Source organism: Microbulbifer celer (assembly GCF_020991125.1).
GTDB classification, from domain to species: Bacteria; Pseudomonadota; Gammaproteobacteria; order Pseudomonadales; family Cellvibrionaceae; genus Microbulbifer; species Microbulbifer celer.
This window is the reverse complement of sequence record NZ_CP087715.1, coordinates 1,678,642-1,705,593: the sequence shown is the minus strand read 5'-3', so window position 1 is coordinate 1,705,593 and position 26,952 is coordinate 1,678,642. Positions and strand designations below refer to the sequence as shown.

23 protein-coding genes are annotated in these 26,952 nt (G+C 57.6%); 12 read left to right on the top strand and 11 right to left on the bottom strand.

Going from position 1 to position 26,952, the window contains the following annotated elements:
* Positions 1-2,370, top strand: a complete 2,370-nt coding sequence (locus LPW13_RS07150; protein ID WP_230438755.1) for a penicillin acylase family protein — start codon at positions 1-3, stop codon at positions 2,368-2,370.
* A gap of 101 nt (positions 2,371-2,471) precedes the next feature.
* Here LPW13_RS07150 and LPW13_RS07145 read toward each other — a convergent pair whose 3' ends face one another.
* The 7 genes from LPW13_RS07145 to LPW13_RS07115 all read right to left on the bottom strand — a co-directional run bounded on the left by LPW13_RS07145 (position 2,472) and on the right by LPW13_RS07115 (position 10,357).
* The gene (locus LPW13_RS07145; RefSeq protein WP_230438754.1) at positions 2,472-2,735 is read right to left on the bottom strand and encodes a hypothetical protein; all 264 of its coding nucleotides are present in this window, start codon (positions 2,733-2,735) and stop codon (positions 2,472-2,474) included.
* Positions 2,736-2,836: 101 nt separating this feature from the next.
* On the bottom strand, positions 2,837-4,216 hold the full coding sequence (gene cysG, locus LPW13_RS07140; RefSeq protein WP_230438753.1) for a siroheme synthase CysG: 1,380 nt from the start codon (positions 4,214-4,216) through the stop codon (positions 2,837-2,839).
* A 15-nt stretch (positions 4,217-4,231) separates the two neighbouring features.
* Positions 4,232-5,515, bottom strand: a complete 1,284-nt coding sequence (gene serS / locus LPW13_RS07135) for a serine--tRNA ligase (RefSeq protein WP_230438752.1) — start codon at positions 5,513-5,515, stop codon at positions 4,232-4,234.
* Positions 5,516-5,533: 18 nt separating this feature from the next.
* The gene (gene crcB, locus LPW13_RS07130) at positions 5,534-5,908 is read right to left on the bottom strand and encodes a fluoride efflux transporter CrcB (protein ID WP_230438751.1); all 375 of its coding nucleotides are present in this window, start codon (positions 5,906-5,908) and stop codon (positions 5,534-5,536) included.
* A 62-nt stretch (positions 5,909-5,970) separates the two neighbouring features.
* Positions 5,971-7,329: a replication-associated recombination protein A gene (locus LPW13_RS07125; RefSeq protein ID WP_230438750.1), complete on the bottom strand. Its 1,359-nt coding sequence runs from the start codon at positions 7,327-7,329 to the stop codon at positions 5,971-5,973.
* Complete coding sequence (lolA, locus tag LPW13_RS07120; RefSeq protein WP_230438749.1) at positions 7,322-7,939, bottom strand: outer membrane lipoprotein chaperone LolA; 618 nt, start codon at positions 7,937-7,939, stop codon at positions 7,322-7,324. The genes LPW13_RS07125 and lolA overlap by 8 nt, the downstream gene beginning before the upstream one ends.
* A gap of 93 nt (positions 7,940-8,032) precedes the next feature.
* Entirely contained in the window at positions 8,033-10,357 is a 2,325-nt protein-coding gene (locus tag LPW13_RS07115) for a DNA translocase FtsK (RefSeq protein ID WP_230438748.1), read from the bottom strand.
* A 547-nt stretch (positions 10,358-10,904) separates the two neighbouring features.
* Between LPW13_RS07115 and trxB the strand changes: the two genes are divergently transcribed.
* From trxB to infA, 4 genes are all read left to right on the top strand, one after another.
* Positions 10,905-11,846, top strand: a complete 942-nt coding sequence (gene trxB, locus LPW13_RS07110) for a thioredoxin-disulfide reductase (RefSeq protein ID WP_230438747.1) — start codon at positions 10,905-10,907, stop codon at positions 11,844-11,846.
* Between the two features lie 162 nt (positions 11,847-12,008).
* Positions 12,009-12,731: a leucyl/phenylalanyl-tRNA--protein transferase gene (gene aat / locus LPW13_RS07105; RefSeq protein ID WP_230438746.1), complete on the top strand. Its 723-nt coding sequence runs from the start codon at positions 12,009-12,011 to the stop codon at positions 12,729-12,731.
* A 185-nt stretch (positions 12,732-12,916) separates the two neighbouring features.
* A complete protein-coding gene (locus LPW13_RS07100; RefSeq protein ID WP_230438745.1) occupies positions 12,917-13,636 on the top strand; it encodes an arginyltransferase in 720 nt (239 codons plus the stop codon).
* A 208-nt stretch (positions 13,637-13,844) separates the two neighbouring features.
* Entirely contained in the window at positions 13,845-14,063 is a 219-nt protein-coding gene (gene infA, locus LPW13_RS07095) for a translation initiation factor IF-1 (protein WP_067081888.1), read from the top strand.
* 164 nt (positions 14,064-14,227) lie between these two features.
* Here the strand turns inward: infA and clpA are convergent, their stop codons facing one another.
* Together clpA and clpS are read right to left on the bottom strand one after the other, a co-directional pair.
* Positions 14,228-16,516: an ATP-dependent Clp protease ATP-binding subunit ClpA gene (clpA, locus tag LPW13_RS07090; RefSeq protein WP_230438744.1), complete on the bottom strand. Its 2,289-nt coding sequence runs from the start codon at positions 16,514-16,516 to the stop codon at positions 14,228-14,230.
* 124 nt (positions 16,517-16,640) lie between these two features.
* Positions 16,641-17,036 (bottom strand): ATP-dependent Clp protease adapter ClpS, encoded by a 396-nt coding sequence (gene clpS, locus LPW13_RS07085; RefSeq protein ID WP_230438743.1) that lies wholly within the window; start codon positions 17,034-17,036, stop codon positions 16,641-16,643.
* A gap of 328 nt (positions 17,037-17,364) precedes the next feature.
* Here clpS and cspD point away from each other — a divergent pair, with 328 nt between their 5' ends.
* Entirely contained in the window at positions 17,365-17,643 is a 279-nt protein-coding gene (gene cspD, locus LPW13_RS07080) for a cold shock domain-containing protein CspD (RefSeq protein ID WP_277611181.1), read from the top strand.
* A 274-nt stretch (positions 17,644-17,917) separates the two neighbouring features.
* On the opposite strand, the gene icd is transcribed toward cspD, so the two are convergent.
* The gene (gene icd, locus LPW13_RS07075) at positions 17,918-19,168 is read right to left on the bottom strand and encodes an NADP-dependent isocitrate dehydrogenase (RefSeq protein WP_230438742.1); all 1,251 of its coding nucleotides are present in this window, start codon (positions 19,166-19,168) and stop codon (positions 17,918-17,920) included.
* A gap of 211 nt (positions 19,169-19,379) precedes the next feature.
* On the opposite strand from icd, the gene LPW13_RS07070 reads away from it, so the two are divergent.
* The 6 genes from LPW13_RS07070 to LPW13_RS07045 all read left to right on the top strand — a co-directional run bounded on the left by LPW13_RS07070 (position 19,380) and on the right by LPW13_RS07045 (position 25,317).
* A complete protein-coding gene (locus LPW13_RS07070; RefSeq protein WP_230438741.1) occupies positions 19,380-20,042 on the top strand; it encodes a pseudouridine synthase in 663 nt (220 codons plus the stop codon).
* Between the two features lie 309 nt (positions 20,043-20,351).
* A complete protein-coding gene (mnmA, locus tag LPW13_RS07065) occupies positions 20,352-21,542 on the top strand; it encodes a tRNA 2-thiouridine(34) synthase MnmA (RefSeq protein WP_268932687.1) in 1,191 nt (396 codons plus the stop codon).
* Entirely contained in the window at positions 21,539-22,174 is a 636-nt protein-coding gene (gene hflD, locus LPW13_RS07060) for a high frequency lysogenization protein HflD (RefSeq protein ID WP_230438740.1), read from the top strand. The genes mnmA and hflD overlap by 4 nt, the downstream gene beginning before the upstream one ends.
* A 70-nt stretch (positions 22,175-22,244) precedes the next feature.
* Entirely contained in the window at positions 22,245-23,618 is a 1,374-nt protein-coding gene (purB, locus tag LPW13_RS07055; RefSeq protein WP_230438739.1) for an adenylosuccinate lyase, read from the top strand.
* 59 nt (positions 23,619-23,677) lie between these two features.
* Positions 23,678-24,847, top strand: a complete 1,170-nt coding sequence (locus tag LPW13_RS07050) for a cupin domain-containing protein (protein ID WP_230438738.1) — start codon at positions 23,678-23,680, stop codon at positions 24,845-24,847.
* A gap of 2 nt (positions 24,848-24,849) precedes the next feature.
* Positions 24,850-25,317 (top strand): GNAT family N-acetyltransferase, encoded by a 468-nt coding sequence (locus tag LPW13_RS07045; protein WP_230438737.1) that lies wholly within the window; start codon positions 24,850-24,852, stop codon positions 25,315-25,317.
* 101 nt (positions 25,318-25,418) lie between these two features.
* On the opposite strand, the gene LPW13_RS07040 is transcribed toward LPW13_RS07045, so the two are convergent.
* Positions 25,419-26,951 (bottom strand): SulP family inorganic anion transporter, encoded by a 1,533-nt coding sequence (locus LPW13_RS07040; RefSeq protein WP_230438736.1) that lies wholly within the window; start codon positions 26,949-26,951, stop codon positions 25,419-25,421.
* Position 26,952 lies beyond the last annotated feature (1 nt).

Genomic DNA, 26,952 nt, shown 5'->3' with positions numbered 1-26,952 from the left:
ATGACCTCAAAAAGCTTTTCTACCCGTCGACTGCCGCGACTTCTTTTAGTCGTTTTTGTCCTTTTCGTCCTGGCCGCACTGGCCGTATGGGTCTGGTTGCGTCAAAGCCTGCCTGTTCTTGAGGGCTCTCTGGAAACCGGCCACCTGAATGTCCCGGTCAGTATCCAGCGGGATGCGCAGGGAGTGGCTTTCATCGAATCGGATGACCGTAACAGCAACGCTTTCGCCCTGGGCTTCCTGCATGCCCAGGAGCGCTTCTTTCAAATGGATCTGCTGAGACGTAACTCTGCGGGCGAGCTGTCCGGCCTGGTTGGCAAAGCCGCACTGGATCACGACAAGAAAATCCGTTCTCATCAGTTCCGCAAGCGCGCGCAGCGCAATATTGCGGCAATGCCGGCAGAACACCGGGTACTTCTACAGCGTTACGCGGATGGGGTGAACTACGGGCTCTCGCAATTGGGGGCAAACCCATGGGAATACGCCCTGCTCCGCCAGGAACCGGCTCCGTGGACACCGGCAGACAGCCTGCTGTCCATTTTCAGTATGTACCTGACGCTGCAGAGCCCCGAGGGCAAGTTTGAACTGAGCGATACCGCGCTGGCTGAATTGCTGCCACAGGATCTCTACGCCTTCTTCGCGCCCAAAGGCGGTATCTGGGATGCACCGATGATGGGAGAAGCCCGCGGTGCACTGGCCTTGCCTGAGACTCATATCGCGAAACTGGTGGAGGATGAAATAGAAAATAACCGTCCCCTGGCCTACAGCAATATGGAAAGCGAAGACATGATCTTCGGCAGTAACAACTGGGCCGTTGGCGGTGCGCTCACCGAACACGGTGGTGCCATTATTGCTGACGATATGCACCTGAGCATCACTGTGCCCAATATCTGGTTCCGCGCGGGATGGAATGTGCCCGGCACCGATCACGAAATGCGCGGTGCCACCCTGCCCGGCGGCCCGATCATTGTCGCGGGCAGTAACGGCAGCGTGGCCTGGGGCTTTACCAACACCACCGCAGACTGGGGTGACCTGATTCCGCTGGAACTGTCGGAAGACGGCCAGCAGTACCGTACCCCGGACGGCTGGAAAGCTTTTGATATCGAGCGCGAAGAGATCGCAATCAAAGGATCCGAGCCTTTCACTCTCGAAGTTAAAAAGACCATCTGGGGTCCGGTGGTGACCAAAAACCATACAGGTACGCCGCTGGCCTACCGCTGGGTAGCACACGACGAGCGCGGCGCGAACCTGAACCTGATCCGGCTTGAAACGGTCGATTCCGTTTCGGAGGCGATGGAACTGGCACCGTTGATGGGGATTCCCCACCAGAACTTTGTGTTGGGCGATGTGGATGGGAATATCGGCTGGACCGTAGCCGGTGCTATTCCGCGTCGAGTGGGGCTCGATGGCAGCCGCTCGGTGAGCTGGGCGGACGGATCCGCGTATTGGGATGGCTATTTGACCGCGGATGAGCAGCCCAGAATCTACAATCCGCCTTCCCACCGGATCTGGACCGCCAACTCGCGTGTAGTCGACGGTGAATACCTCCGGGTGATGGGCGACGGTGGCTATGCACTGGGCGCCCGTCAGCAGCAGATTCGCGACGACCTTTTTGCCCGCGATCATTTTGATGAGCAGGCTCTGCTGGATATCCAGCTGGATGATCGCGCGGTATTTCTCCAGCGCTGGCAGCAGCAGCTGTCTGATTTACTGGAAGGTAAGGACGGCTATGAAGCCGTGCGCGAGCAAGTGATCAACTGGGGTGGCCGCGCCAGTGCCGATTCTGTCGGTTATCGGATTGTGCGGAACTTCCGTCTCAAATTCATCGACCTGTCTACGGCACCGGTGCTGACCTATATGCAGCGTCACGACGAAGATTTCTCCTTCGGCCGCGTCAATCGCCAGGTGGAATACCCGGCCTGGGAAATGCTCTCCCGGGAGCCCGCACACCTGTTGAACCCGGAGTTCGAGTCCTGGGAAGCCCTCAAGCTGGCGGCGCTGGATCAGGTACTGGAGAAGATGGCGGAATCAGGCGAGGCACTGGAAGACCAGACCTGGGGTGCCCAGAACACCGCAAAAATCCAGCATCCGCTGGGGCGTGCAGCATCCGCGGTGAACTGGTTTACCGCGATGCCGGCAGATCCGCTGCCCGGTGATTCGCATATGCCGCGATTCCAGTCCGCCACCAAGGGCGCATCGGAGCGCATGGTTGTGTCTCCCGGTCGCGAGGACCACGGCATTTTCCACATGGCCACCGGCCAGAGCGCGCATCCGCTGTCTCCGTTTTTCGGCAATGGCCATGAAGACTGGGTGGAAGGCAATCCGTCACCGTTGAAGGAAAAAGACCCGCGCTACGTGCTGACACTGCAATGACGCCAGCGATCAGTAAACAGAACTTCTAATACTAAACAGCCCGCGGCAGAATTCTGCTGCGGGCTTTTTGGTTGGACCACCAGCCAGTCGAGCCCGCCGATTCAGGCGGTCTCGTCGAGAATTGCAAACGATAGGAATGAGGTAAACAAACCCAGTGCGAGCACGAATGGGGCAAGAGGAAAGCAGATCATCAGCAGCGAAGACGCGATCCACAGGTTCTTTACCCAGCCTTTTTTGACTCGATAGCGGCGGGAATACCGGCGCAGATGGTCGTCATCCTCTTTGGGCAGCGCGATCTCACTTTCTCTGGGGAGAAAGCCACGCACCAGAAGAGTGCAATAAAAACGCAAGATAACCCACCACATACAGACCACCACTCATCAAGATCTCCTTCAGTATAGATACGGGATCTGTGACTGCGCGGCAGCAGGTGCCGCTGTCTGTGATGTGGAATATCTGCCAGGAGCTACTTGTACCAGCCCAGTTTGTCGCGCAGGGTTACCACGCCGCCGATAATGGTCAGTGCGGGCGCCTCTACATTGTGGGTCTTCGCCAATTCCGGGAGTGTGCCGATGGTGCCGGCGACCACTCTCTGTTCCCGGGTGGTGCCCTTCTCTACCAGCGCCGCTGGGGTTTCCGGGTCCATCCCGTTGGCAATCAGCTCCTGGGCAATGGTCGGCAATCCGGTGAGCCCCATATAGAAAACAATGGTCTGATTGGGGGTTACCAGCTCCCGCCAGGGCAATACCAGATCTCCCTCTTTCAGGTGGCCGGTGATAAAACGCACCGACTGGGCGTGATCGCGATGGGTCAGTGGAATGCCGGAATATGCAGAGCAGCCGACCGCTGCGGTAATCCCCGGGACCACCTGAAATGGCACGCCCGCCTCCGCCAGTCTGTCGATCTCCTCGCCGCCGCGGCCAAAAATAAACGGGTCGCCGCCTTTCAGGCGCAGAACCTTTTTGCCCTCTTTGGCCAGATCCACCAGCAGCTGGTTGATGTCGTCCTGAGGCACGCTGTGGAACTGTCGTTTCTTGCCGACATAGATGCGCTCGGCATCCCGGCGAACCAGCTCGAGGACTTCCGTGGAAACCAGGCGGTCGTACAGCACCACATCGGCCTGCTGCATCAGGCGCAAGGCGCGGAATGTGAGCAGATCCGGGTCCCCGGGGCCGCCTCCGATCAGGTACACCTCGCCGCTCGGGGCCGGACGATCTTCCCAGCGGGAGAGCTCTTCGAGCAGCGTCTGCTCGGCATTGGCAGCATCGCCCCGCTCCACCTGGCCCACGATCGGGCCGTTGAATACCCAGTGCCAGAAATCTTTGCGCTGGGCCTCCGGTAATGCGGCTTTCACCTTGCCGCGCAAGCGTCCGGCGAGTTCCGCCACCAGGCCAAGGCCCGGAGACAGCAGGGTTTCCAGCTGAGCGCGCAGCATGCGAGTGAGCACCGGCGCGGAGCCGCCGCTGCTGATACCAATGGAGACCGGGCCGCGTTCGACGATAGAGGGAAAGGTAAAGGTGCAGTGCTTAGGGGAGTCCACCACGTTGACCGGCAGGCGCAGCGCCTGTGCATCGGCGGATACCGTGGCGTTGATGGATGCATCATTGGTGGCTGCCACCACCATGTCCGCCTGCTTGAGCAGGTCGGCGTGGTAACGGCCGACGATATACTCGCCGCCGCTTCCCAGCACCAGCTGGCGTAACTCGTCGGTGATCTCCGGAGCTACCACCAGCAGGCGGGCCTCCGCTTTGTTAAGCAAACGCGCTTTGCGCGTGGCAATGGATCCGCCCCCGACAATCAGGCAGGGACGGCGTTTCAGGTCAAAAGCGAGAGGCAGGTAACGCAATTTATTATTCCAATACTACGAGCCGATCTTGGATGCGCCCCCCATATACGAGCGCAGTACTTCCGGTACCTCGATACTACCATCGGCCTGTTGGTAATTTTCCAGTACCGCAATCAGCGTACGGCCCACTGCCAGACCAGACCCGTTCAGGGTGTGCAGCAGCTCTGGCTTACCGGTTTCCGGGTTGCGCCAGCGGGCCTTCATACGCCGCGCCTGGAAGTCGCCCATCAGGGAGCAGGAAGAAATTTCCCGGTATTTTTCCTGAGACGGAATCCACACTTCCAGGTCGTAGGTTTTGGTTGCACCAAAACCCATGTCCCCACCACACAGAATCACCGTGCGATACGGCAGCTCCAGCTTCTGCAGCACGTTTTCTGCATGGCTGGTGAGCTGTTCGAGCGCGTCTATCGATTGGTCGGGGCGGGCAAACCACACCAGCTCCACCTTTTCGAACTGGTGCTGACGGATCATGCCGCGGGTATCGCGCCCGTGCGAGCCGGCCTCTGAGCGAAAACAGTTGGTGTGGCTGGCAAACTTGTGCGGCAGAGACTCGGCGTTTTCGACGATCTCATCGCGGTACAGGTTTGTCAGCGGTACTTCTGCTGTGGGGATGAGGTAGAAATTACGCTCGTCCTCCAGTTTGAACAGATCCTCGGCAAACTTGGGCAGCTGAGAGGTTCCGTACAGGGAATCGCTATTGACTATGACCGGCACGTTGGCTTCTCGATAGCCGTGCTCTTGTGTGTGAAGGTCAAGCATGAACTGTGCCAATGCGCGGTGCAGGCGCGCCACCTGTCCGCTCATCACCGCGAAACGGGAGCCGGTCAACTTCGCCGCTACTTCAAAGTCCAGGCCGCCATCCAGGGCTGCGCCCAGGTCGACGTGGTCGCGCACTTCAAAATCGAATTTACGCGGTTCGCCCCAGGTGCGAACTTCCACGTTATCGTCTTCATCCTTACCTTCGGGGACGGATTCGTCCGGAAGGTTGGGGATCGACAGCAGAATATCGTCCAGTTCCTGCTGCAGCTCGCTCAGCGCCTGCTTGGCTTCCGATAGCTGGCCACCCAGTGATTCCACTTCTTTCAACAGCGGCGCGATATCTTCACCATTGGCCTTGGCGCGGCCAATGTTCTTGGATTTGGTGTTGCGCTCACTCTGCAGGGACTCGGTACGCACCTGCAATTCTTTGCGGCGCTCCTCGAGCTGCTCCAGCTTGGTGGTATCCAGCTGCATGCCGCGCTTGGTCAGCGCCGCTGCCACCTGGTCGAGTTGTGTTCGAATCAGTTTTGGGTCGAGCATGGTTTATTGATTACCGATTTACAGATATTTCATGCCCAGCGTGACGGCCACAGCGGTGGCGGCGAGACACGCCAGGAGGCTGACCAGAATGTTGGTCAGCGCCGTTAAAGGTTGGCCATTGTGCCACAACAGTACTGTGTCCAGCGAGAAGGTCGAGAATGTGGTCAGGGCGCCGAACAGGCCAGTCATGATCATCAATCGCCACTCCTCACCGAGCAGTCCACGCTGCACGATGGCGACGTAGGAGATACCGATCAGAAAAGAGCCGGTGACATTGACAATCAGGGTGCCCAGCGGAAAGCGGCCTTCAAACACCGGGTGACTCCAGATGGTGATGAGGTGCCGAAGCAGCGCACCAATGGCACCGCCAAAGGCGATAGCAAGCCATTGCATGGGAAATTCCTTGTTATTCTCTGTCCAGTTTATTCTTCCAGTAACTCTACGCGGTGATTTGTTTACGAGCTTTGACGCGATTTGTCGGGCGCATAGCGCTGTTGAGGACTGGCTTCATTCAGCGCCCGCAAATGCCGCAACTTGTCTTCAATTTTCGTTTCCAGCCCCCGGTTGACCGGATGGTAGTAGCGTCGCCCGGCAATGGCTTCGGGAAAATAGTTTTCCCCTGCAGCGAACCCTTCCGGTTCGTCGTGGGCATAGCGGTACTCGGCGCCGTGGGCCATTTCCTTGGCGAGTTTGGTGGGAGCATTGCGCAGATGGATCGGCACCTCGTGACTGGGCTCGCGGCGCACGTCTGCCAGTGCGCGCTTGTAGGCGCTGTACACGGCGTTGCTCTTGGCGGCGATGGCGAGATAGGTGATCGCCTGGGCGATCGCCAACTCCCCTTCCGGGCTGCCCAGGCGCTCCTGCACATCCCAGGCATTTAGGGCTATCTCCATCGCCCGCGGATCGGCATTGCCGATATCTTCACTGGCCATACGCACGGCGCGACGGGCGATATACAGCGGATCACAACCACCGTCAATCATGCGCGCAAACCAGTACAGCGCTGCGTCTGGATCAGAGCCGCGCACGGATTTATGCAGCGCGGAAATCTGATCGTAGAAATGATCACCGCCTTTATCGAAACGGCGCACATCGGCGGTGAGCACTTCTGCTAGTACCGCCTCGTCCACCACCTGGCGGCCGCCGGCTTCCCGGGAGAGATCGCAGGCGATTTCCAGCAGGTTGAGTGCGCTGCGGGCATCGCCGTCGGCGCTGAGGGTGATTTTTTCCAGAATCTCCGGGGCCATCTCGATATTGCGGGCCTTGAGTTCCGGGTCCTCCTGCATTGCCCGGGTCAGTAGGCCTGCCAGCTCCTGCTGACTTAGGCTGCGCAGCAGATAGACCCGACAGCGAGACAGTAGCGCGTTATTGAGCTCGAAGGAGGGATTCTCTGTGGTGGCGCCGACAAAGGTGACGGTGCCCTCTTCCACATACGGTAAGAAGGCATCCTGTTGCGATTTGTTGAAGCGGTGTACCTCATCCACAAACAGGATGGTACCGCGACCGAACTGGGCGCGGTGCTGCTCGGCCTCGGCTACTGCCTGGCGGATCTCTTTGACCCCGGCAAGTACCGCAGAGAGTGTGGAAAACCGCGCATCGCACTCCTCGGCGAGCAGGCGCGCGAACGTGGTCTTACCCACGCCCGGCGGCCCCCAGAGCACCATGGAGTGCAACTGGCCCCGTTCCACGGCTTCTCTCAATGGTTTTCCCGGGCCCAATAAATGCGTCTGGCCCACATAGTGGGCCAGAGTCTGTGGCCGCATACGCGCGGCCAGGGGTTGATGCCGTGGCGGCTGTTGAAACAGATCACTCATCGCGGATGATGTCGGTACCTTTTGGCGGCTTGAAATTGAACATGGCGGACGACAGTCGCGGGTTCGCGGTCATACTGCCGAACTGGATATCTGTGGTCTGTCCCATACCGTCACGTACGGTCATGGCAGACGGCAGCCCACGGTTATCGAAGCGGATGACCATGGATTTGAACGGCGCAGAGGCGCGTTTCGGCGTCAGGTAGTAGGCCCCTTTCTTGCTTTCTACATTGAATGAACCGCGGATATCCTCCACCTTGCCACCCAGCAGCAGCGCGGGGGTTTCCTTCATGCGGCTGTCCACCGGGCGCACGGTGACTTGTTCCAGGTCCGGGTCGTACAGCCACAACTTCTTGTTGTTGGTCACCAGCAGCTGGGAAAAAGGTTCGCCGGTTTTCCAGCGCAGCTTGCCGGGCCGCTGTACCGAGAAGTTGCCGCTGCTCTTCTGCAGTACCTTGCCCCTCTCATCTTTCAGTGTCTGGCGAAAACCGCCGGAAATGGAACTCAGGGGCTGCAGCAGGCGGCTCAGCTCATCACTGGCGTCCGCGCTGGCGCCGGCAGCGCCAAATCCAAAACCCAATGTGATCAAGAGCAGGCTGAGAGTGCGTTTCATATTGGCCTTCCAGTTTGCGGGATTGTCCATTAAGCCTAGTCGTCGTCAGGTGAACTCAGGCTGAACCCTTGAGGAAATTCAAACGCCCTGCGCCTATGCCGGCGGCGGTGCCAGGACTTCGCGATTGCCGTTGGCCTGTTGGGCCGATACCACGCCGGCGGCCTCCATGGCTTCGATCATGCGGGCGGCGCGATTGTAGCCGATCCGCAACTGGCGCTGCACGGAGGAAATGGAGGCTTTTCTGGATTTGGTCACAAATGCGACAGCCTCGTCGTACAACGCATCGGTTTCCGGATCGTCCTCGCCCCCTTCCGTGCTCATGCCGGGTACGGGAATGCTGTTGTTGGAATCGTCGATGATGCCATCGATAAAGTCCGGTTCTCCGCGGCGGGCCCAGTCTGCCACAACCTGGTGCACTTCATGGTCATCCACAAAGGCGCCGTGCACCCTTACGGGCACCGCTGTACCCGGCGGCAGATATAGCATGTCGCCGTGTCCGAGGAGCTGCTCGGCCCCCCCTTGGTCCAAAATGGTGCGTGAGTCGACTTTGGAGGAGACCTGGAACGCCATCCGGGTCGGCACGTTCGCCTTGATCAGGCCGGTGATCACATCCACCGACGGGCGCTGGGTGGCCAGCAGCAGGTGGATGCCCGCCGCCCGCGCCTTCTGCGCGATTCGGGCGATCAGCTGTTCTACCTTCTTGCCGACGATCATCATCATATCGGCAAATTCATCGATCACGACGACGATGGCGGGCAGCGGCTCGAGGTGTGGTGCAGTCTGTTCCGCCTCCGGTACGCTGGACATGGGGTCCGGCTGCCAGATCGGGTCCGTCAATGGTTCCCCTTTGGCCTTGGCCTCCTTCACCTTGCGGTTGAAGCCGGCGAGGTTGCGCACACCCATCGCCGCCATCAGCTTATAGCGACGCTCCATCTCACCCACGCACCAGCGCAGGCCGTTGGCGGCATCGTTCATATCGGTGATTACGGGGGTCAGCAGATGTGGAATGCCCTCGTAAACCGACAGCTCCAGCATTTTCGGGTCAACCAGGATCAGTCGCACCTCTTCCGGGGTGGACTTGTACAGCAGGCTCAACAGCATCACGTTGATACCCACGGACTTACCGGAGCCTGTGGTACCGGCGACGAGCAGGTGCGGCATCTTGGCGAGGTCGGCCACCACCGGCTGACCGGAAATATCGTGGCCCAGCGCCAGGGTCAGCGGAGAGCCGGCTTTGTCATAGACTTCCGCTCCGAGCACTTCGGACAGGCGGACCATCTGGCGGTTTTCATTGGGGATTTCGATACCGACCACGGACTTGCCGGGAATCACCTCAACTACCCGCACACTGATCACCGCCAGTGAGCGGGCCAGGTCCTTGGCAAGATTGGTAATCCTGCTGACCTTCACCCCGGGCGCCGGCTGAATTTCAAAGCGGGTGACCACGGGCCCGGGCAACACCGAGACCACCTCCGCAACCACGCCAAAATCTTTGAGCTTGAGTTCCAGCAGCTTCGACAGGGCCTCGAGGGATTCCCTGGAAAAACCCGCCTTTTTATCGGGGTCCGACGGGTCCAGCAACGACAGTGCTGGCAGGCTGCCGGTCACCGGCTCCTTAAACAGTTGCCCCTGCTTCTCTTTCGCCGCCCGCGTACTGGGTTTCGGCGGTTTGACGGTGGGCGCAATCTTGGGCGGCTCGCGCTTGGCGGTGCGTTGCTTCTCTTCTTCGATGGCAGCCTTGCGCACGACGACGGCTTCATGGGCTACCCGCTTCTCTTCTCTGGCCTTGCGGGCACGGGCAAGGCGCGCGCCGATCCAGCTGAACACGGCCAGCACGCTGCGGCCGATATCTTCGAACAGCTTCAGCCACGACATCCCGGTAAATACGGTGACACCGATGGCGAACAGTGCCAGTAACAGGATGGTGGCTCCGACATAGCCGAGCCCGATTTCTGCCTGAGAAGAGACGGCCGCGCCGATGATGCCACCATTGGAAAATGGCAATGGATTGTCAGCGTGGGCAAAACAGAGGGTCGCGATCGCAGCCCCTGCAACCATCAACAATGCAAGCCCCGCCAGTCGAAGCGCAAATAACGGCGCATGAAAACGCGCATTGCGATCCCGCAGGATCCGCACGGCACGCCACCCGATCAAAATCGGGAACAGGTACGCCATCCATCCCAGCAGCGATAGACAGACATCAGCCAACCAGGCGCCGGTGGGGCCGATGGCGTTTTCAATCTCGGCGCCACTGCCAGTATGCGACCACCCGGGATCATTGGGGCTGTAACTCAGCAGGCTGATACCCATAAGGAGCGCGCCTGCGAGCAACGCAATCAAGGCGCCCTCTCGAATGATCCGGGCTATCAGGGAGTCTGGAATCGCATTTGCCGCTTCGGCTTCGCTGTCAGCCTTCAATGGCTTACCTCAAGCTATTGTTGTCGGGGTGTTTGTCGGGGTGTTTGTCGGCGCGCCTCTGGAGGCCAGGCCGATCGCTCTCATCAGAGGCGGAACGAATTTTGACTGTGTACTACAGGCCGGGGGCAATTGCCACCGCGAGGCCAGAATAGAAATTACTTTAAATCCGTATTTTTCCTTCTTAAACAGTATCTTACAGTTATTATCTAATGTTGTATGTGAGATTTGTCGAGGTTTCTCTAAACCGGCTACTCACCCTGGTTGCCCGCACGGATGCCTTGCCGGTAAAGCCCTGATGGTGAGATGGTGGTGCGATAAGGGCGCAGGCTGCTTATTTTTGAATCCTATAAAGACGCCCAATGATATAAATTAAACCAAACTATTTGGTCACGTCTGTGGCATCCCCTATCATTGGCCGCAATTTTACGGTGGGTCAGTATTCTCAGCTGCTGCGCGCAAAGTGGCCACCAAGATTGGCTACTGACTGGAGTGGCTGCCACTGTAAACCTGAGATCAACAGAAACCAGAAGTTAATGTGAGTCCGCTAATGAGCAACCATCATCGCCTGATCATTCTCGGTTCCGGCCCCGCCGGTTACACCGCAGCCATTTACGCAGCCCGTGCCAACCTGAACCCGGTTGTGATTACCGGCATGCAGCAGGGTGGTCAGCTCACCACTACCACCGAGGTGGAAAACTGGCCGGGTGGCGTCTCGGATCTGCAGGGTCCGGATCTGATGGTGCAAATGCAGCAACATGCCGAGCGTTTCGAAACCCAGATCCTGTTCGATCATATCCATGAAGTGGATCTGAAGAACCGCCCTTTCACCCTCAAGGGTAATGAAACTTATACTTGCGATTCCCTGATCATTGCCACTGGTGCATCCGCCCAGTATCTGGGCCTGCCGTCAGAAGAAGCCTTCCAGGGGCGCGGCGTGAGCGCATGTGCCACCTGTGACGGTTTTTTCTATCGCGATCAGAAGGTAGTCGTGGTCGGCGGCGGCAATACCGCCGTTGAAGAAGCGCTGTACCTGTCCAACATCGCCAGTGAAGTGACTCTGGTCCACCGCCGCGATGAATTGCGCGCGGAGAAGATCCTGCAGCAGCGCCTGATGGATAAGGTGGAAAACGGCAACATCAATGTGCGCTGGCACAACACCCTGGAAGAAGTACTGGGTGATGACAACGGTGTAACCGGTGTTCGTCTGCGCAATGTACAGGATGACACCACGGAAGATCTCGATACTGCCGGTGTGTTCATTGCTATCGGCCACAAGCCCAACACCGATATCTTTGAAGGGCAGCTGGAAATGAACGGTGGTTACATTCTGGTGGAGAGCGGCCTCAACGGTAACGCCACCCAGACCTCTGTACCCGGTGTCTTCGCCGCGGGCGATGTGTCTGACCATATCTACCGCCAGGCGGTAACCTCTGCCGGTACCGGCTGTATGGCGGCACTGGACGCGGAGCGCTTCCTGGACGCCCAGTAATCTCTTCTACCGATCCAGATCCACCGATCCAGATCCGGAACAGAAAGGCGGCCAGATGGTCGCCTTTTTTGTCTCTGTTTCAGGACCAGACAAGCTCACTCTCCGTGTGGGCCGGTCAAAAATGGGCTGGTCTGCAACCGGATATGGCGTTTTAATCACGTTATGACAAGTACCACCGAACCCGTTCTGACGCTGCTGGACCCGCTTCAGGTCGAGTTTCCCGATACCAGTCGTGCCCTGGCCGATCCCGACGGTCTGCTGGCAGTGGGGGGCGACCTGACGCCGGAATGGCTGCTTGCGGCCTATCGCCGCGGAATATTTCCCTGGTTTTCTGATGATCAGCCCGTCTTGTGGTGGAGCCCGGATCCCCGCTGCGTTGTCATTCCTACAGAGTTGCCGGTCAGCCGAAGCCTGCGCAAGCGTATTCGACGTGGTACCTATTCCGTAACCTGTGATCGCGCGTTTGAAGCGGTGATCGATGCCTGCGCCGCCCCCAGAGCAGATGGGCCGGGTACCTGGATCACCGATGAGATGCGCGAGGCGTACATCACCATGCATGCACTCGGGTTCGCGCACTCCGTGGAAGTCTGGCAGGATGATGTTCTGGTAGGTGGGCTCTACGGCCTTGCCATCGGGCGAGTTTTTTTCGGAGAATCGATGTTTCACCGCGCTACCGACGCGTCCAAGGTGGCCTTTGTGCATCTGGTGCGACAGCTGGCGGACTGGGGCTGCGAGCTGGTGGACTGCCAGGTCAGCAACCCCCACCTGCTCAGCCTGGGCGCCATAGAAATATCGCGAAGTGAATTTGAGCGGCGATTGGCGGCGGGTGTAGAAATGCCAGCGCTAGACAACCCCTGGCCCGAAGTCCTGGAATACAGTGTTTGAAAATGCGATCTCCAGTAGTGCAGTGCCCAGTGTGGTGACGGCGCAGGCCGTGATGGAATGGGTTTTGACGGGAAATTTGGTGCCGCTGGAGATCGCAGATTACTCTTGATGGCATACTCGCCACCGCAGCTGGGCTGTCGCCCCGTGGCATAACCATCTCGTTGAGCAGGAGGCTGAAACGTCCCGTGAGCAAGTATTCCCAATTGGATGCTGTCCGGCTGTTGGCCACCCTGCCCCATCCCTGTGGCTATCTGGAAGACCGGGAAGCAACCACGGTTTTTGTCGATCCCCAGATACCCGTGGATCAGCGGCTCTACAGCCGGTTGTCCGAGCTCGGGTTTCGTCGCAGCGGTCAGTACCTCTATCGTCCCCAGTGTACTCATTGCCAGGCCTGCGTTCCGGCGCGCATCCCCGTGGAGCTTTTCGTTCCCAATCGCAACCAGCGCCGGAGCTGGAAACGTAACCGCGATATTGATGTGCTGCACGAGCGGCGCATCGATACCGATGAGCACTATGCACTGTACGCGCGGTATATTGAGCAGCGGCATGCCGATGGCGAGATGTACCCTCCCAGTAGGGAGCAGTTCCAGAGTTTCCTCAATAACCCCTGGGGAACCACCCGCTATCTCGAGTTCCGCCACCGTGGACGCTTGCTGGCCACAGCAGTCACTGACGTGCTGAGCGGTGGTATCTCGGCTATTTACACTTATTTCGAGCCGGAAGAGGAAAAGCGCAGCCTGGGCAGTTACGCCATTCTTTATCAGATTGAGTGGGCAAGACGACTGGGCCTTCCCAGTCTTTATCTCGGCTACTGGATAGAAAGCTGCCAGAAGATGGCCTACAAAACTCAGTTTCAGCCTGTCGAGCTTTTACAGGGGAATCGCTGGGGGTTGCGGTCTGACTGAGCGTTCTTTCCGACTTCGTCCATACTCTTCCTGGGCCCGGCCGCAGGCGTTTCTCGACCCCAATTGCGGTCGCCGTAGCTGAGAGGCCGTTTTACTTGGCGATCGGCAACTTTTCGTGCAAAATGCTCGCCCGTCGTACCGCCGACCCTGTTTCTGAAGGGTTTGGGCGGAGAAGCAAAGTACTCATTCAAGCAAAGGTTGCTGCCGCATGGCAAAAGACGATTACATTGAAATGGAAGGTGAGGTGATCGACACCCTGCCGAACACCACATTTCGCGTGAAGCTGGAAAACGGACATGTGGTAATCGCGCACATCTCCGGAAAGATGCGCAAGAACTACATCCGTATCCTGACGGGTGACAAGGTCAAGGTTGAGCTGACTCCCTACGACCTCACCAAGGGCCGCATCACCTACCGGGCCCGCTGATCAAACACCGATCAGCCAGGAGCGCTCGCATTTTTGCGCTGCCCTCTATCGCCCAGTGCCCACCGATAGTGCAGACAGCAGAAAAATCGGGACCGAATACAAGAAAGCCACCCATTGGGTGGCTTTCTTGTATCTGACGGGCTTCGGGGTTGAGCGCGTCATCTTCAGTGCAGTGCAGGTACCGCCGTATTGATTTGCAACTCGTCGTTCTCGATGGTGACCTCGACGCGGCCCCCCTCTTCTGACAAATCACCAAACAGTACCGCTTCTGCCAGAGGTTTGCGCAGCTTTTCGCGGATCAGGCGCGCCATCGGGCGAGCGCCCATTTTCTCATCATAACCGTGTACGGCCAGCCATTCACGGGCTTCATCGTCCACTTCCAGGGTTACCCCGGACTCATCCAGCTGTGACTGCAGCTCGACGATAAATTTGTCCACCACGGTTTTGACCACATCGATACCCAGCGAGCCGAACTGGATGATGCTGTCCAGGCGGTTGCGGAATTCCGGGGTAAACATTTTCTTGATCTCTTCCATGCCGTCCGTGCTGTGGTCCTGTGAAGCAAACCCGATGGAGCGGCGGCTCATGACTTCCGCACCGGCATTTGTCGTCATGATCAGGATGACATTGCGGAAGTCCGCTTTGCGACCATTGTTGTCGGTAAGCGTACCGTGATCCATCACCTGCAGCAGCAGGTTGAAAACCTCTGGGTGCGCCTTCTCGATTTCATCCAGCAGCACCACACTGTGGGGGTGCTTGGTCACCGCGTCCGTAAGCAGGCCGCCCTGATCAAACCCGACGTACCCCGGCGGTGCACCGATCAGGCGAGAGACTGTGTGGCGTTCCATATATTCCGACATATCGAAGCGAATCAGCTCAACTCCCATCACCTGGGAGAGTTGACGGCACAGCTCCGTTTTACCGACACCTGTGGGGCCGGCAAACAGGAAAGAACCGATGGGCTTTTCTTCGGCACCGAGACCGGCACGGGCGAGCTTGATGGAGGTGCTCAGTGCACTGATGGCCTTATCCTGACCGAACACGACCATCTTCAGGTTGTCGTCCAGCTTCGCCAGCTGGGCCTTGTCGGATGCGGAAACACTCTTGGTAGGAATCCGAGCCATTTTTGCGACAACATTTTCAATTTCAGTCACAGAAATGGTGTCCGTGCGCTGATCAATCGGCAGCAGTGCTTGGTAGGCGCCGGCCTCATCGATCACATCAATCGCCTTGTCTGGCAGGAAGCGCTCGGTGATATGACGGCTGGAGAGATTGGCTGCAGCCTCCAGTGCCGAATCCGTATAGCGCACCTTGTGGTGATCCTCAAAGCAGGACTTCAGCCCCTGCAGGATTTGCACGGTCTCCTCAACAGAGGGCTCGTTGACATCAATTTTCTGGAAACGACGGGATAGCGCGCGATCTTTCTCGAAAATGCCGCGATATTCGTTAAATGTGGTGGAGCCGATACAGCGCATCTGTCCGCTGGAAAGCAGCGGTTTCAGCAGATTGGAAGCATCCATGACGCCACCGGAAGCCGCGCCGGCGCCGATGATGGTGTGAATTTCGTCGATAAACAGCACGGCGTGTTCGCGCTTTTTAAGCTCTGCCAGCAACGCCTTGAAGCGCTTCTCGAAGTCGCCGCGGTATTTGGTGCCGGCGAGCAGCGAGCCCAGATCCAGGGAGTAAATGGTACTTTCTTTCAGCGGTTCGGGCACTTCTCCATCCACAATACGGCGTGCCAGCCCCTCTGCAATCGCGGTTTTACCGACGCCGGACTCGCCCACCAGCAGTGGGTTGTTCTTGCGGCGACGCGCCAGCACCTGAGTGACACGCTCCACTTCCGGGGCGCGCCCCACCAGCGGGTCAATACGACCGAGGATGGCTTCCTGGTTGAGATTGGTGGCGTAGCTTTCCAGCGGGTCGGACCCGCCGGGTTCGGAGGTGGTGCCGAGCTCTTCATCTACCTGATCTGGCGATGGATCTGGATTGCTGTTGGTATTGTGCCCGCCAGAAGAGCTGACCCGGGAGATGCCATGGGTGATGTAATTGACTACATCGATACGCGCCACGCTCTGCTGCTTCAGGTAGTAAACCGCCTGGCTTTCCTGCTCGCAGAAGATTGCAACGAGAACGTTGGCTCCGGTCACTTCTTTCTTGCCGGAAGACTGGACGTGGAAAACGGCCCGCTGCAGCACGCGCTGGAATCCGAGTGTAGGCTGGGTTTCCCGCTCTGAGTCATTCTCGGGGATCAATGGGGTGGTCGAGTCAACGAACTCGAGAAGCTCGCGTCGCAGGGCGCTCAGGTCAGCTCCACAGGCATGCAGTACGTCCGCAGCTGATTCATTGTCCAGCAGCGCCAGCAAAAGGTGTTCCACGGTCATAAACTCGTGGCGTTTCGCCCGTGCACCTTTGAACGCTAGATTGAGCGTTACCTCTAAATCCTTGCTGAGCATCTAAACCTCAAACATTCTGGTCAATGTCAACCGCGCGTGCCGCCGCGTGGTATTCGTGATTTATCACCGGCATCGCCGGGTGGGAACGTCGCGCCTGACAGGTTCAGGCAGCGGAACTGATGAATTAACCCTCCTCGCCTTTTTCGTCGTCTTCAGCAGCTTCAATTTCGCAGAGCAGCGGGTGCTCGTTATCCCGTGCAAACTGGTTAACCTGTGCGGCCTTTGTCTCCGCTATATCTCGAGTATAGACACCGCAGACCGCTTTTCCCTTTGTATGCACCTGTAACATCAACTGAGTGGCGCGTTCCCTGTTGACATAAAAGAATAACTCCAGGGCTTCCACAACAAATTCCATGGGCGTGTAGTCATCATTGAGCATGACCACCTTGTACATTGAAGGGCGTTTGAGTTGTGGCTTGGCTTCAGCGAGCGCCGTATCACCTTCCGGGCCACCAAAGTGGAAGTCATCCCCTCCCTCGTCTTGGTTCGAGTGTAGTTTAATGGTCTGTAATTTTCCCATAGCGCTCATCAATCATATTTATGCTCAGGCAACCGCATCCACAGGACGTTCAGTCTGAAGGCAGTGTGCCGGTTGGAATTCAATAGAAGGCGCATTGTAACCTCATTGCCCAGGAAGCGCAGTCCGCTGAATCGGATCCCCTTGACAATGGCAAGGGTCTTGGCTACAAGAGGTAGTAACCGCGCCATCGCGGTTGTGACACGCTCGTCACGTGCACAACAGACATAAGAAGTTGTGCAGATAAATTGAGCGCATGAAGCGCGATAACAATAAATAAGACAAATTTCAGGCGGCAAGCAGTCGCCCCGGCAATTAGAGGGATTTCGCCATGCCTACCGGTACCGTTAAATGGTTCAATAATGCCAAGGGGTACGGATTCATTCTGGCCGATGAGGGTGGAGAGGATCTGTTTGCGCACTATTCTGCCATCCAGATGGAAGGTTACCGCACCCTGAAAGCAGGTCAGCAGGTCAGTTTTGACATCATTCAAGGAGACAAGGGGTTCCACGCAGCGAACATTGTCTCTGAAGTCGCAGACTCCCCGCGAAAATCCGCCCCTCAACGCGAGGTCGCCCATTCGCGGGAGACGGAAGAAGCACTGGATTGATCACGCCTGTGCACCGGATGCCGGAAAGCAGCATCCGGTTCTAAGCCGCGGCCGCGCACCCTGCAGGCAGGTTCGCACCCGGTTATCCAGAACCTTTTCTGACGCTGCGGTCAGCCGCGGTTACCCACTCCTCTCGCCTACTGACTAGCACGATGGTACCGCTTGCCTTCAGGGGTGTCGCCCCGATAAACCAGCTTTCATTAAACCGCTCCCAAAAAAAAGCCCCACATCTTTCGATGCGGGGCTTTTGTCAGTACTGTTCGGTACTAAATAATCAGGCCATGTGCTTGATCATTTCGTCACCGAACTCAGAGCAGGATTTCAGCTCTGCACCGTCCATCAGGCGCTCGAAATCGTAGGTCACGGTTTTGGACGCGATCGCGCCTTCCATTGCCTTGATAACCAGGTCGGCGGCTTCGTTCCAGCCCAGGTGACGCAGCATCATTTCTGCGGACAGGATCAGGGAACCCGGGTTCACCTTATCCTGACCCGCGTACTTCGGCGCAGTACCATGGGTGGCTTCAAACAGTGCGACGTTGTCGGACAGGTTGGCTCCCGGAGCGATACCGATACCACCAACCTGCGCTGCCAGCGCGTCTGACAGGTAGTCACCATTCAGGTTCAGGGTGGCGATTACGTCGTACTCGGCCGGACGCAGCAGAACCTGCTGCAGCATGGCGTCGGCAATCACGTCTTTGATGATGATCTCTTTACCGGTGTTCGGGTTCTTGAAGCTGTGCCAAGGGCCACCGTCCAGCGGTTGCGCGCCGAACTCTTCGCGAGCCAGCTCGTAACCCCAGTCGGCAAAGGCGCCTTCGGTGAACTTCATGATGTTGCCCTTGTGGACCAGGGTTACGGAATCGCGATCCTGATCTACGGCGTACTGGATTGCCTTGCGCACCAGGCGCTTGGTGCCTTCGGCAGAAACCGGCTTGACACCGATACCGCAGTTTTCGGGGAAGCGGATGTTCTTGACGCCCATCTCTTCTGTCAGGAACTTGATGACTTTTTTCGCTTCATCGGTGTCTGCTTTCCACTCGATACCAGCGTAGATGTCTTCAGAGTTTTCACGGAAGATCACCATGTCTACTTCGTTCGGCTTCTTGACCGGAGTGGGCACACCGGTGAACCAGCGTACCGGGCGCTGGCAGACGTACAGATCCAGCTCCTGACGCAGGGCTACGTTCAGGGAGCGGAAGCCGCCGCCTACCGGGGTGGTCAGCGGGCCTTTAATGCTGACTACATAGTCCTTGATCGCTTCCAGGGTTTCTGCCGGGAACCAGTCGCCACTGTAGGTTTCTGCTGCTTTCTCGCCACAGTAGATTTCCATCCAGGAGATGGACTTTTCACCGTTGTAGGCCTTGTTGACCGCAGCGTCGATCACTTTGCGCATTACCGGGGTGATATCCACGCCGATACCGTCACCTTCGATGAAAGGAATAATCGGGGTGTTCGGTACGTTCAGAGAACCATCTGCGTTGACTGTGACTTTTTCGCCGTTTGCCGGCACTTGGATATGACCCATGTAAGTTGACTCCCGTAACTCTTTGACTAAATGTCCGGCTTTTTGAGCGAAAAATCGGCATAATATGCCGATTCATCTACTGCCGGTAGGGGTGCAGCCCATTGCGAGCGCCGTTGCTTGCGCTGGACCGGCTTAAAAATCGGCGGGATTATATCAGCATCCGTCTGTTTTTGTAGTTTCCTTACAACCTCATCTCTAGCCTGACGATTCAATGAGCGATCTGATCCTGTTCAACAAGCCCTATGGTGTGCTCAGCCAGTTTACCGATCCCGACGGCCGCCCCACCCTCGCCGACCATATCGACGACTCCGGGTTTTATGCCGCCGGCCGACTTGACCACGACTCGGAGGGGCTGCTTTTACTCACCAATGATGGTCAGCTACAGCATCAGATTGCCCACCCGCGCAACAAACTGCCCAAAACGTACTGGGCGCAGGTAGAGGGAGAAATTACCGATGAGGCGCTGGAACGCCTGCGGCGCGGTATATTGCTGAAAGACGGTAAAACCGCGCCGGCGCAGGCAAACCGGCTGGCGTCACCGTCTATCTGGCCGCGCAATCCGCCGATTCGGGAGCGTCGCAATATTCCCACCAGTTGGATTGCGCTGACGATTCGCGAGGGGCGCAATCGACAGGTGCGTAGAATGACCGCCGCCGTTGGCTTCCCCACTCTGAGGCTGGTGCGCTATGCCATAGGCAACTGGTCTCTGGATGGATTGGAGCCGGGGCAAAAGCGACGGACATCGGTTCATTTGCCCAAAGCACCGCCGCGACACAAAAAGATGCGCCGTTCAGCAGCCAGGAAAAGCGGGGACGCTGGTGCCAGAGGGAAAGCGCATACCGATCCCAGGCCGCCGCGCAAGCCGCGTCGGTAACTGGAAGGCGGGCTTTCTCCGACTTGTTGGGTTCCTGCTGTCCCGTGGGAAAGCCACATGAACGCTGAAAGCGTTGCATCGCTGGTAACGTCTAGGCTATAGGGAGAATTTGGCGTCATCGTGGAGATTTGAGGCTGCACGACTGACTGACGAGACAGGGAAAAATCGGCGCAAGTGCGTGAATTGGTCACAGGCCCCTTTCACGGGTAAAATGCGCCCCCATTTTTGTACCGGTAGATGATATTCGCCCGCCCTGACCGGGGCGCGGGGATATCGGAGCCTTTTCGGAACACTCAATCGGAACACCCAATGACCCAGACCTCGACCACCGGCCAGGGCCCCAGCGCCAAGGCCGTCGACAGTTCAGACTCTCAGCGCGTGATCGTTGGCATGTCCGGCGGCGTAGACTCTTCTGTCGCTGCTCTGCTGCTGATGCAGCAGGGCTATCAGGTGGAAGGCCTGTTCATGAAGAACTGGGACGAAGATGACGGCACTGAGTACTGCACCGCCAAGCAGGACCTGGCCGACGCCGAGGCCGTCTGTGAGCGCCTGGGGATCAAACTGCATACCGCCAATTTCGCTGCGGAATACTGGGACAACGTTTTCGAATACTTCCTGGCGGAGTACAAGGCCGGGCGGACGCCGAACCCGGACATCCTCTGCAACCGTGAAATCAAGTTTAAAGTCTTCCTTGAATACGCCAGTATGCTGGGGGCGGAACTGATTGCCACCGGCCACTATGCCCGGCGCCTCGACGAAGGCGGCCGCACCTACCTGCAGAAAGGCCTGGACAACAACAAAGACCAGAGTTATTTCCTGCACGCTGTGGGCGAAGCAGAGTTTGCCCGCTCCCTGTTCCCGCTGGGTGAACTGGAGAAGCCGGAAGTGCGCCGGATCGCAGAAGAGAACGGGTTCGTGACATCCACAAAAAAAGACAGCACCGGTATCTGTTTTATTGGCGAACGCCGTTTCAAGGATTTTCTCGAGCAATACCTGCCGGCCCAACCCGGTGAGATGCAGACCCCGGACGGTGAAGTGATGGGTGAGCACGCGGGTCTGATGTACCACACGATCGGCCAGCGTCAGGGGTTGGGGATTGGCGGCGTGAAAGGCGCGGGCGATCAACCATGGTACGTTGTAGGCAAAGACCTGGAGCGTAATGTCTTACTGGTCGCCCAGGGCAAGCACCATCCCCTGCTCTACTCCACGGGACTCAATGCCTCCCAGACGCACTGGATTAACGGCGAGGCGCCGGCAGAAAAATTCCGTGCTGCCGCAAAGACCCGTTATCGCCAGGCCGATCAGGACTGCGAGATAACCGTGAAGGCAGATGGTAGCCTGGAGATTGCATTCGACGAACCGCAGCGGGCGGTAACCCCGGGGCAGTCTGTGGTGATTTACCGCGGCGATGTCTGTCTTGGTGGCGCCGTTATTGACGAGGCTACAGGCATTGGCCTGACTGAGGCTCAACCCCGCAGCACTACAGGGAGCGATAATTGAGTAACTGGCGAGATCAGGGACTGGCGCTGGCTGGCGTATTCCAAGCGGCAATTCTGGTAGAGCGGCTGGCGAAAACCGGCACCGCACCAGCAGAGCAACTGGAGACGGGGGTTTACAGCCTGTTTCAACAGAACCCGGAAACTACCGAAGATGTCTATGGCGGGGTAGAGAAAGTACTGCCCGGTTTGCGTGGCGCACGCCAGCTGCTGGCAACCCGACAGCATCCCGAGTACACCGACTGCCTGCGCTACGTGCTTTCCATTCTCTATTTGCAGCGGCAACTGGCGAAGAAGCCGGATTTACTTTCCATTATTGGCAGCCGCCTGGAAAAGGCTCAGGTTCAAGCCCAGCACTTTGGGGTCGGTCACGAAAATGTATTTGCCAACCTGGCCAGCATTTACAGCGACACGCTGAGTACGTTCCGTTTTCGCATTCAGGTACTGGGTGACTTCAATTACCTTCAGCAGGAACGCATTGCCAGCCAGATCCGCACCATGCTGTTTGCCGGCGTACGCTCCGCGACCTTGTGGCGCCAACTCGGTGGCCGCCGGATGCACCTTCTGTTTCAGCGCAAGAAATTGATCCAGGCCATGGATGCGCTCGTTTCCAAATACGAAACTGTAGAGCACTGATTTCAATCTTATTGTTTTACCTGCCGCGGGCTAACAGGACGCGGCTGGCCCTCTAAATCGGAGAGAGAAAATGACTGTCGAGCTATCCGCACTGACCGCGGTTTCCCCCATTGATGGACGCTATGAAAGCAAAACCGCGGCACTGCGGGATATCTTCAGTGAATACGGCCTGATCCGCGCGCGGGTTGAGGTGGAAGTTCGCTGGCTGCAGCAGCTGGCGCGCCATGAAGAAATTGGCGAGGTTCAGCCCTTTACTGGTGACAGCAATCAGGTGCTCGACGATATCGTCAGCCAGTTTTCTGTTGCGGATGCGGAGCGCATCAAGGAAATCGAAAGCACTACTAACCACGACGTGAAAGCCGTGGAATATTTCCTGAAAGAAAAAGTGAAAGGCAATGAACAACTCGCAGCAGTGACTGAATTCATTCACTTTGCCTGTACCTCCGAAGACATCAACAACCTGTCTCACGCGCTGATGCTGCGCGCTGGCCGCGATCAGGTATTGCTGCCGGCCATGAACCAGATCGTGAGCGAAGTTGCCTCGCTCGCGCACAAGTTTGCCGATGTGCCGATGCTCTCGCGTACCCACGGCCAGACAGCGAGCCCCACTACCGTCGGTAAAGAGTTTGCCAATGTGGTCGCGCGCCTGCGCCGCCAGATCAGACAGATCCACGAAGTAGAGCTGTTGGGCAAGATCAATGGTGCGGTGGGCAACTACAATGCACACCTGTCCGCCTACCCGGAAGTGGATTGGCAGGCCAATGCGGAACAGTTCGTTTCCTCCCTCGGCCTCAGCTGGAACCCCTACACCACCCAGATCGAACCGCACGATTACATTGCCGAACTTTTTGACGCGATTGCGCGCTTCAATACCATCCTGATCGATTTTGATCGCGATATTTGGGGTTACATCTCCCTTGGTTACTTCAAGCAGAAGGTGGTTGCCGGCGAAGTGGGCTCCTCCACCATGCCGCACAAGGTCAACCCGATCGATTTCGAAAACTCCGAAGGCAACCTGGGTATCGCCAATGCGATCTTCCAGCATCTGGCGGCCAAACTGCCGGTTTCCCGCTGGCAGCGTGACCTGACTGACTCCACTGTGTTGCGCAATATGGGGGTTGGTGCCGGTTATGCGGTCATCGCGTATGCGGCCACCTTGAAGGGCCTGGGCAAGCTGGAAATCAATCCCGCGCGTCTGGCGGAAGATCTCGATAACGCCTGGGAAGTGCTCGCAGAGCCGATCCAGACGGTTATGCGCCGTTACAACATTGAAGAGCCCTACGAGAAACTCAAGGCGCTCACCCGTGGCCAGGGCATTACCAAAGAAACACTTGCTACCTTCATTGATGGCCTGGAGATACCGGAAGACGCCAAAAAGACACTGCGGGAAATGACCCCCGCGAGCTATATTGGCAACGCTGTTGAGCAGACCCGCAATATCTGAGTCCGGCCTGTTTACGGACTGTCTGCGCGAAAAACGAAGAAGTAGAGGTTGAATCCACTGTGACAGCGCCATTGACCCATCTGGGTGAGATTACCGTCGAGGAATTCCTGCGGGAGTACTGGCAAAAGAAGCCGCTACTGATCCGCAACGCGTTCCCCGACTTTGAGCCGCCGATTTCCGGTGAGGAGCTGGCGGGTATGGCGCTGGAGGAGCAGATTGAATCTCGCCTGATCCTGGAGCACGGTACGGAAGGCCCCTGGCAATTGCGCACCGGTCCGTTTACCGAGCAAGATTTCTTCGCACTCCCCAAAAGCCACTGGACACTGCTGGTTCAGGCAGTGGATCAGTGGATTCCTGAGGTGGCCGCGCTCAAGCAACGTTTCCGTTTTATCCCCGACTGGCGGCTCGACGACATCATGATCAGCTACGCAGCGGATCAGGGCAGCGTCGGGCCGCACTACGATTTTTACGATGTGTTTCTGCTGCAAGCAGAAGGCAAGCGCCGCTGGCAACTGGGCCCCAAGGCGGACGCCTGCAGCCCGCGGGTGCAAGGCACGCCGCTGAATATCCTGCGGGACTTTGAGGCGGAAAGCAGCTGGATACTGGAACCGGGAGACATGCTGTACCTGCCACCGCAGTTCAGTCACTGGGGCATTGCCGAGGGGGGTTGCACCACCATCTCTATCGGTTTCCGGGCGCCCTCCGCCCGCACCATGCTGGAAGACCTGGCCGCCGAGCTGGCTATGGGACTGCCGGATCATTACCGCTACAGCGACCCGGATCTGATGCCGGCAAAAAATCCCGCTGAAATTGACGCTGCCAGTGTGGAGCGTGTCCAGGCGCAAATGCGCGAATGGCTGAAGCAGCCACAGAATCTCGCACAGTGGTTTGGCGCCATCATGACCGAAGCCAAATACCCGGATACCGTGGCCCTGGACGCCGGCGGTGCCGAGGACTGGCGGGAAGAGCTCGCCAACGGCGGTAGCCTGATACTCAATCCGGGCTCTCGCTGTGCTTTCTGTCGGGATCCGGAGACCCTGTTCGTGGATGGCGAATCGTTCCCCGCGCCGTTACTTTTCGCGGAACCCTTCTGTCTCAGCCATTGCATTGAGCTGGGAGATCTGCAAAATCATCCAGAACTACAAGCAGCCGATGGGCTGATCGATCAACTGGTTTCCCAGGGCAGTCTGATCTACCCGGAACCAGACTGGGACGAAGAGGAAGTCTGATCATGGGATTGTTCGTACGATTGGCCGACTGGCAAACCGACTTCAAGGCAATTCGCAAAATCCGCCAGGAAGTGTTTATTGACGAACAGCAGGTTTCCCCGGAAGACGAGTGGGATGAGCACGAGGAAACCGCCCAGCATTTTCTCGTCTTTCACAGTGACAAAGCGGTTGGCACCGGGCGCATCACCGGCGAAGGCAAAATCGGCCGTATGGCAGTCCTGAAAAAGGCACGAGGCCTTGGCGCCGGGCTGGAATTATTGCAATTTATCTGCAAGTTTGCCCGCGCCGAGGGTCAGAAAAGCGTCTACCTGAATGCCCAGCGCCATGCGATTCCATTCTATGAGAAAGCCGGTTTTAGCGTAGATGGTGAACCATTTATGGAAGCCGGTATTCCCCATATCCGGATGGTGCGCAATCTGACAGAAAAAATCGAAGACATCGTCAGTCCCGAGCCCGACTCAACGCGATAGCAAGGAGAAGCCTCTCCCTCTTCGATTTCCTTTGTTTTTCAACATCTCGCCTCGCGTTCGGTTCGCACTTCCCTGTGCTAGAGAACTTTCCGGATGTCTGGTCAGGCAGCCCTGGAGTTTCGCTCCTCCCAGATTGGCACCACAGCCTGACGTTCGATCACTTCTACCTCAATATTCCTGGCACTTGCGGTAGCGATAAAGCCATCGATAGTTTCAGCAATATCGTGATTCATGTAAACACAGTTGCGTTTATCCAGGATCACATGCGCGTTATCCGGAATTTCACTCAGCTCTTTTCGGATCGCTCCTTTGTTGAGAAAAGTCACCTCTTCCGCGAGCCGCAGGTTGATGCGGGGTCGGTTGCCCTCTTCCGTCCCCTGCTTTTTATGCAGAAAGTGTGAGTTGAGATAATTACGGCGCAACAGCGCAAAAATTGCCGCCGCCATGCCGAGGCCAACACCGGTCAGAAGATCCGTGAATACAACGCCCGACACCGTGATCGCGAACGGCAGAAACTGTTCCAGACCCGCCGCCCACATCTTCTTGAACAGTGCGGGCTTCGCCAGCTTGTAACCGGTCAGGATTAGTACCGCAGCTAATACGCCGAGAGGAATCATATTCAGCCAGGTGGGTAGCGTCGCAACACACACCAGCAACAGGATACCGTGGCAGATCGTTGAGGCTTTGGAGCGCGCGCCAGTCTGCAGATTGACGCTACTGCGCACAATAACCTGAGTGACCGGAAGGCCACCAATGAGGCCGGAGAACGAGTTGCCGACCCCCTGTGCCACCAGCTCCCGATTGGTCGGTGTGGTACGTTTGAGCGGGTCCATTTTGTCGATCGCTTCCACACTGAGCAGAGTTTCCAGGCTGGCCACGACAGCAATGGTAACTGCTACCGACCACACCGCGGGATTGTTGATTTGGGTAAAGTCCGGCAACGTGAAGAGGCTGAGAAATTCGTTAAAACCGGATGCCACAGGTACGCTCACGAGCTGAGACGCGTGTAGCTCCAGTTCTCCAGTGCGTGCGAACAACAGTGCCAACACCACTGCAGTGGCCACCGCTACCACAGGACCGGGAATTGCACCGACCCATTTGAGCCGTTTCACCTGTGGGCTTTCCCAGGCGACCAGCAGAGCCAGTGACATCAGGGAAATAATCAGAACACCGGGATGCACAGCAGAGAGCATGCCTTCCTCAACCATTGAAATCGATTCATCCAACCCGAATGCGTAGGGAATCTGCTTGAGGACAATGATTAGTCCAATGCCGGTGAGCATGCCATTGATCACCGAAGATGGAAAAAAGTATCCCAGTATCCCCGCGCGCAGCGCGCCCAGTAAGATCTGGAGCAGTCCGCCGAGTAATACCGCCAGCAGGAAAACCTGAAATGACTCGAGTGTCTCAATTGCAGCAAGGACGATTACCGTAAGCCCCGCAGCAGGTCCCGAAACCCCCAGTCGGGAACCGCTGATTGCGCCGACCACGATACCGCCGACAATTCCGGCTATCAGCCCCGAGAACAGCGGCGCACCGGACGCAAGGGCAACCCCGAGACACAGTGGCAAAGCCACAAAAAACACCACCACACTGGCAGGGATATCCTGCTTCAGATCCTTCACGTCTATCACG

Coding starts and splice junctions, on each gene's coding strand:
- LPW13_RS07150 (WP_230438755.1), top strand. CDS start 1: ATGACCTCAAAAAGCTTTTCTACCCGTCGACTGCCGCGACTTCTTTTA.
- LPW13_RS07145 (WP_230438754.1), bottom strand. CDS start 2,735: ATGTGGTGGGTTATCTTGCGTTTTTATTGCACTCTTCTGGTGCGTGGC.
- serS (WP_230438752.1), bottom strand. CDS start 5,515: ATGCTCGACCCAAAACTGATTCGAACACAACTCGACCAGGTGGCAGCG.
- crcB (WP_230438751.1), bottom strand. CDS start 5,908: ATGCAATGGCTTGCTATCGCCTTTGGCGGTGCCATTGGTGCGCTGCTT.
- LPW13_RS07125 (WP_230438750.1), bottom strand. CDS start 7,329: ATGAGTGATCTGTTTCAACAGCCGCCACGGCATCAACCCCTGGCCGCG.
- lolA (WP_230438749.1), bottom strand. CDS start 7,939: ATGAAACGCACTCTCAGCCTGCTCTTGATCACATTGGGTTTTGGATTT.
- trxB (WP_230438747.1), top strand. CDS start 10,905: ATGAGCAACCATCATCGCCTGATCATTCTCGGTTCCGGCCCCGCCGGT.
- aat (WP_230438746.1), top strand. CDS start 12,009: ATGACAAGTACCACCGAACCCGTTCTGACGCTGCTGGACCCGCTTCAG.
- infA (WP_067081888.1), top strand. CDS start 13,845: ATGGCAAAAGACGATTACATTGAAATGGAAGGTGAGGTGATCGACACC.
- clpA (WP_230438744.1), bottom strand. CDS start 16,516: ATGCTCAGCAAGGATTTAGAGGTAACGCTCAATCTAGCGTTCAAAGGT.
- clpS (WP_230438743.1), bottom strand. CDS start 17,036: ATGGGAAAATTACAGACCATTAAACTACACTCGAACCAAGACGAGGGA.
- cspD (WP_277611181.1), top strand. CDS start 17,365: ATGCCTACCGGTACCGTTAAATGGTTCAATAATGCCAAGGGGTACGGA.
- icd (WP_230438742.1), bottom strand. CDS start 19,168: ATGGGTCATATCCAAGTGCCGGCAAACGGCGAAAAAGTCACAGTCAAC.
- LPW13_RS07070 (WP_230438741.1), top strand. CDS start 19,380: ATGAGCGATCTGATCCTGTTCAACAAGCCCTATGGTGTGCTCAGCCAG.
- mnmA (WP_268932687.1), top strand. CDS start 20,352: ATGACCCAGACCTCGACCACCGGCCAGGGCCCCAGCGCCAAGGCCGTC.
- purB (WP_230438739.1), top strand. CDS start 22,245: ATGACTGTCGAGCTATCCGCACTGACCGCGGTTTCCCCCATTGATGGA.
- LPW13_RS07045 (WP_230438737.1), top strand. CDS start 24,850: ATGGGATTGTTCGTACGATTGGCCGACTGGCAAACCGACTTCAAGGCA.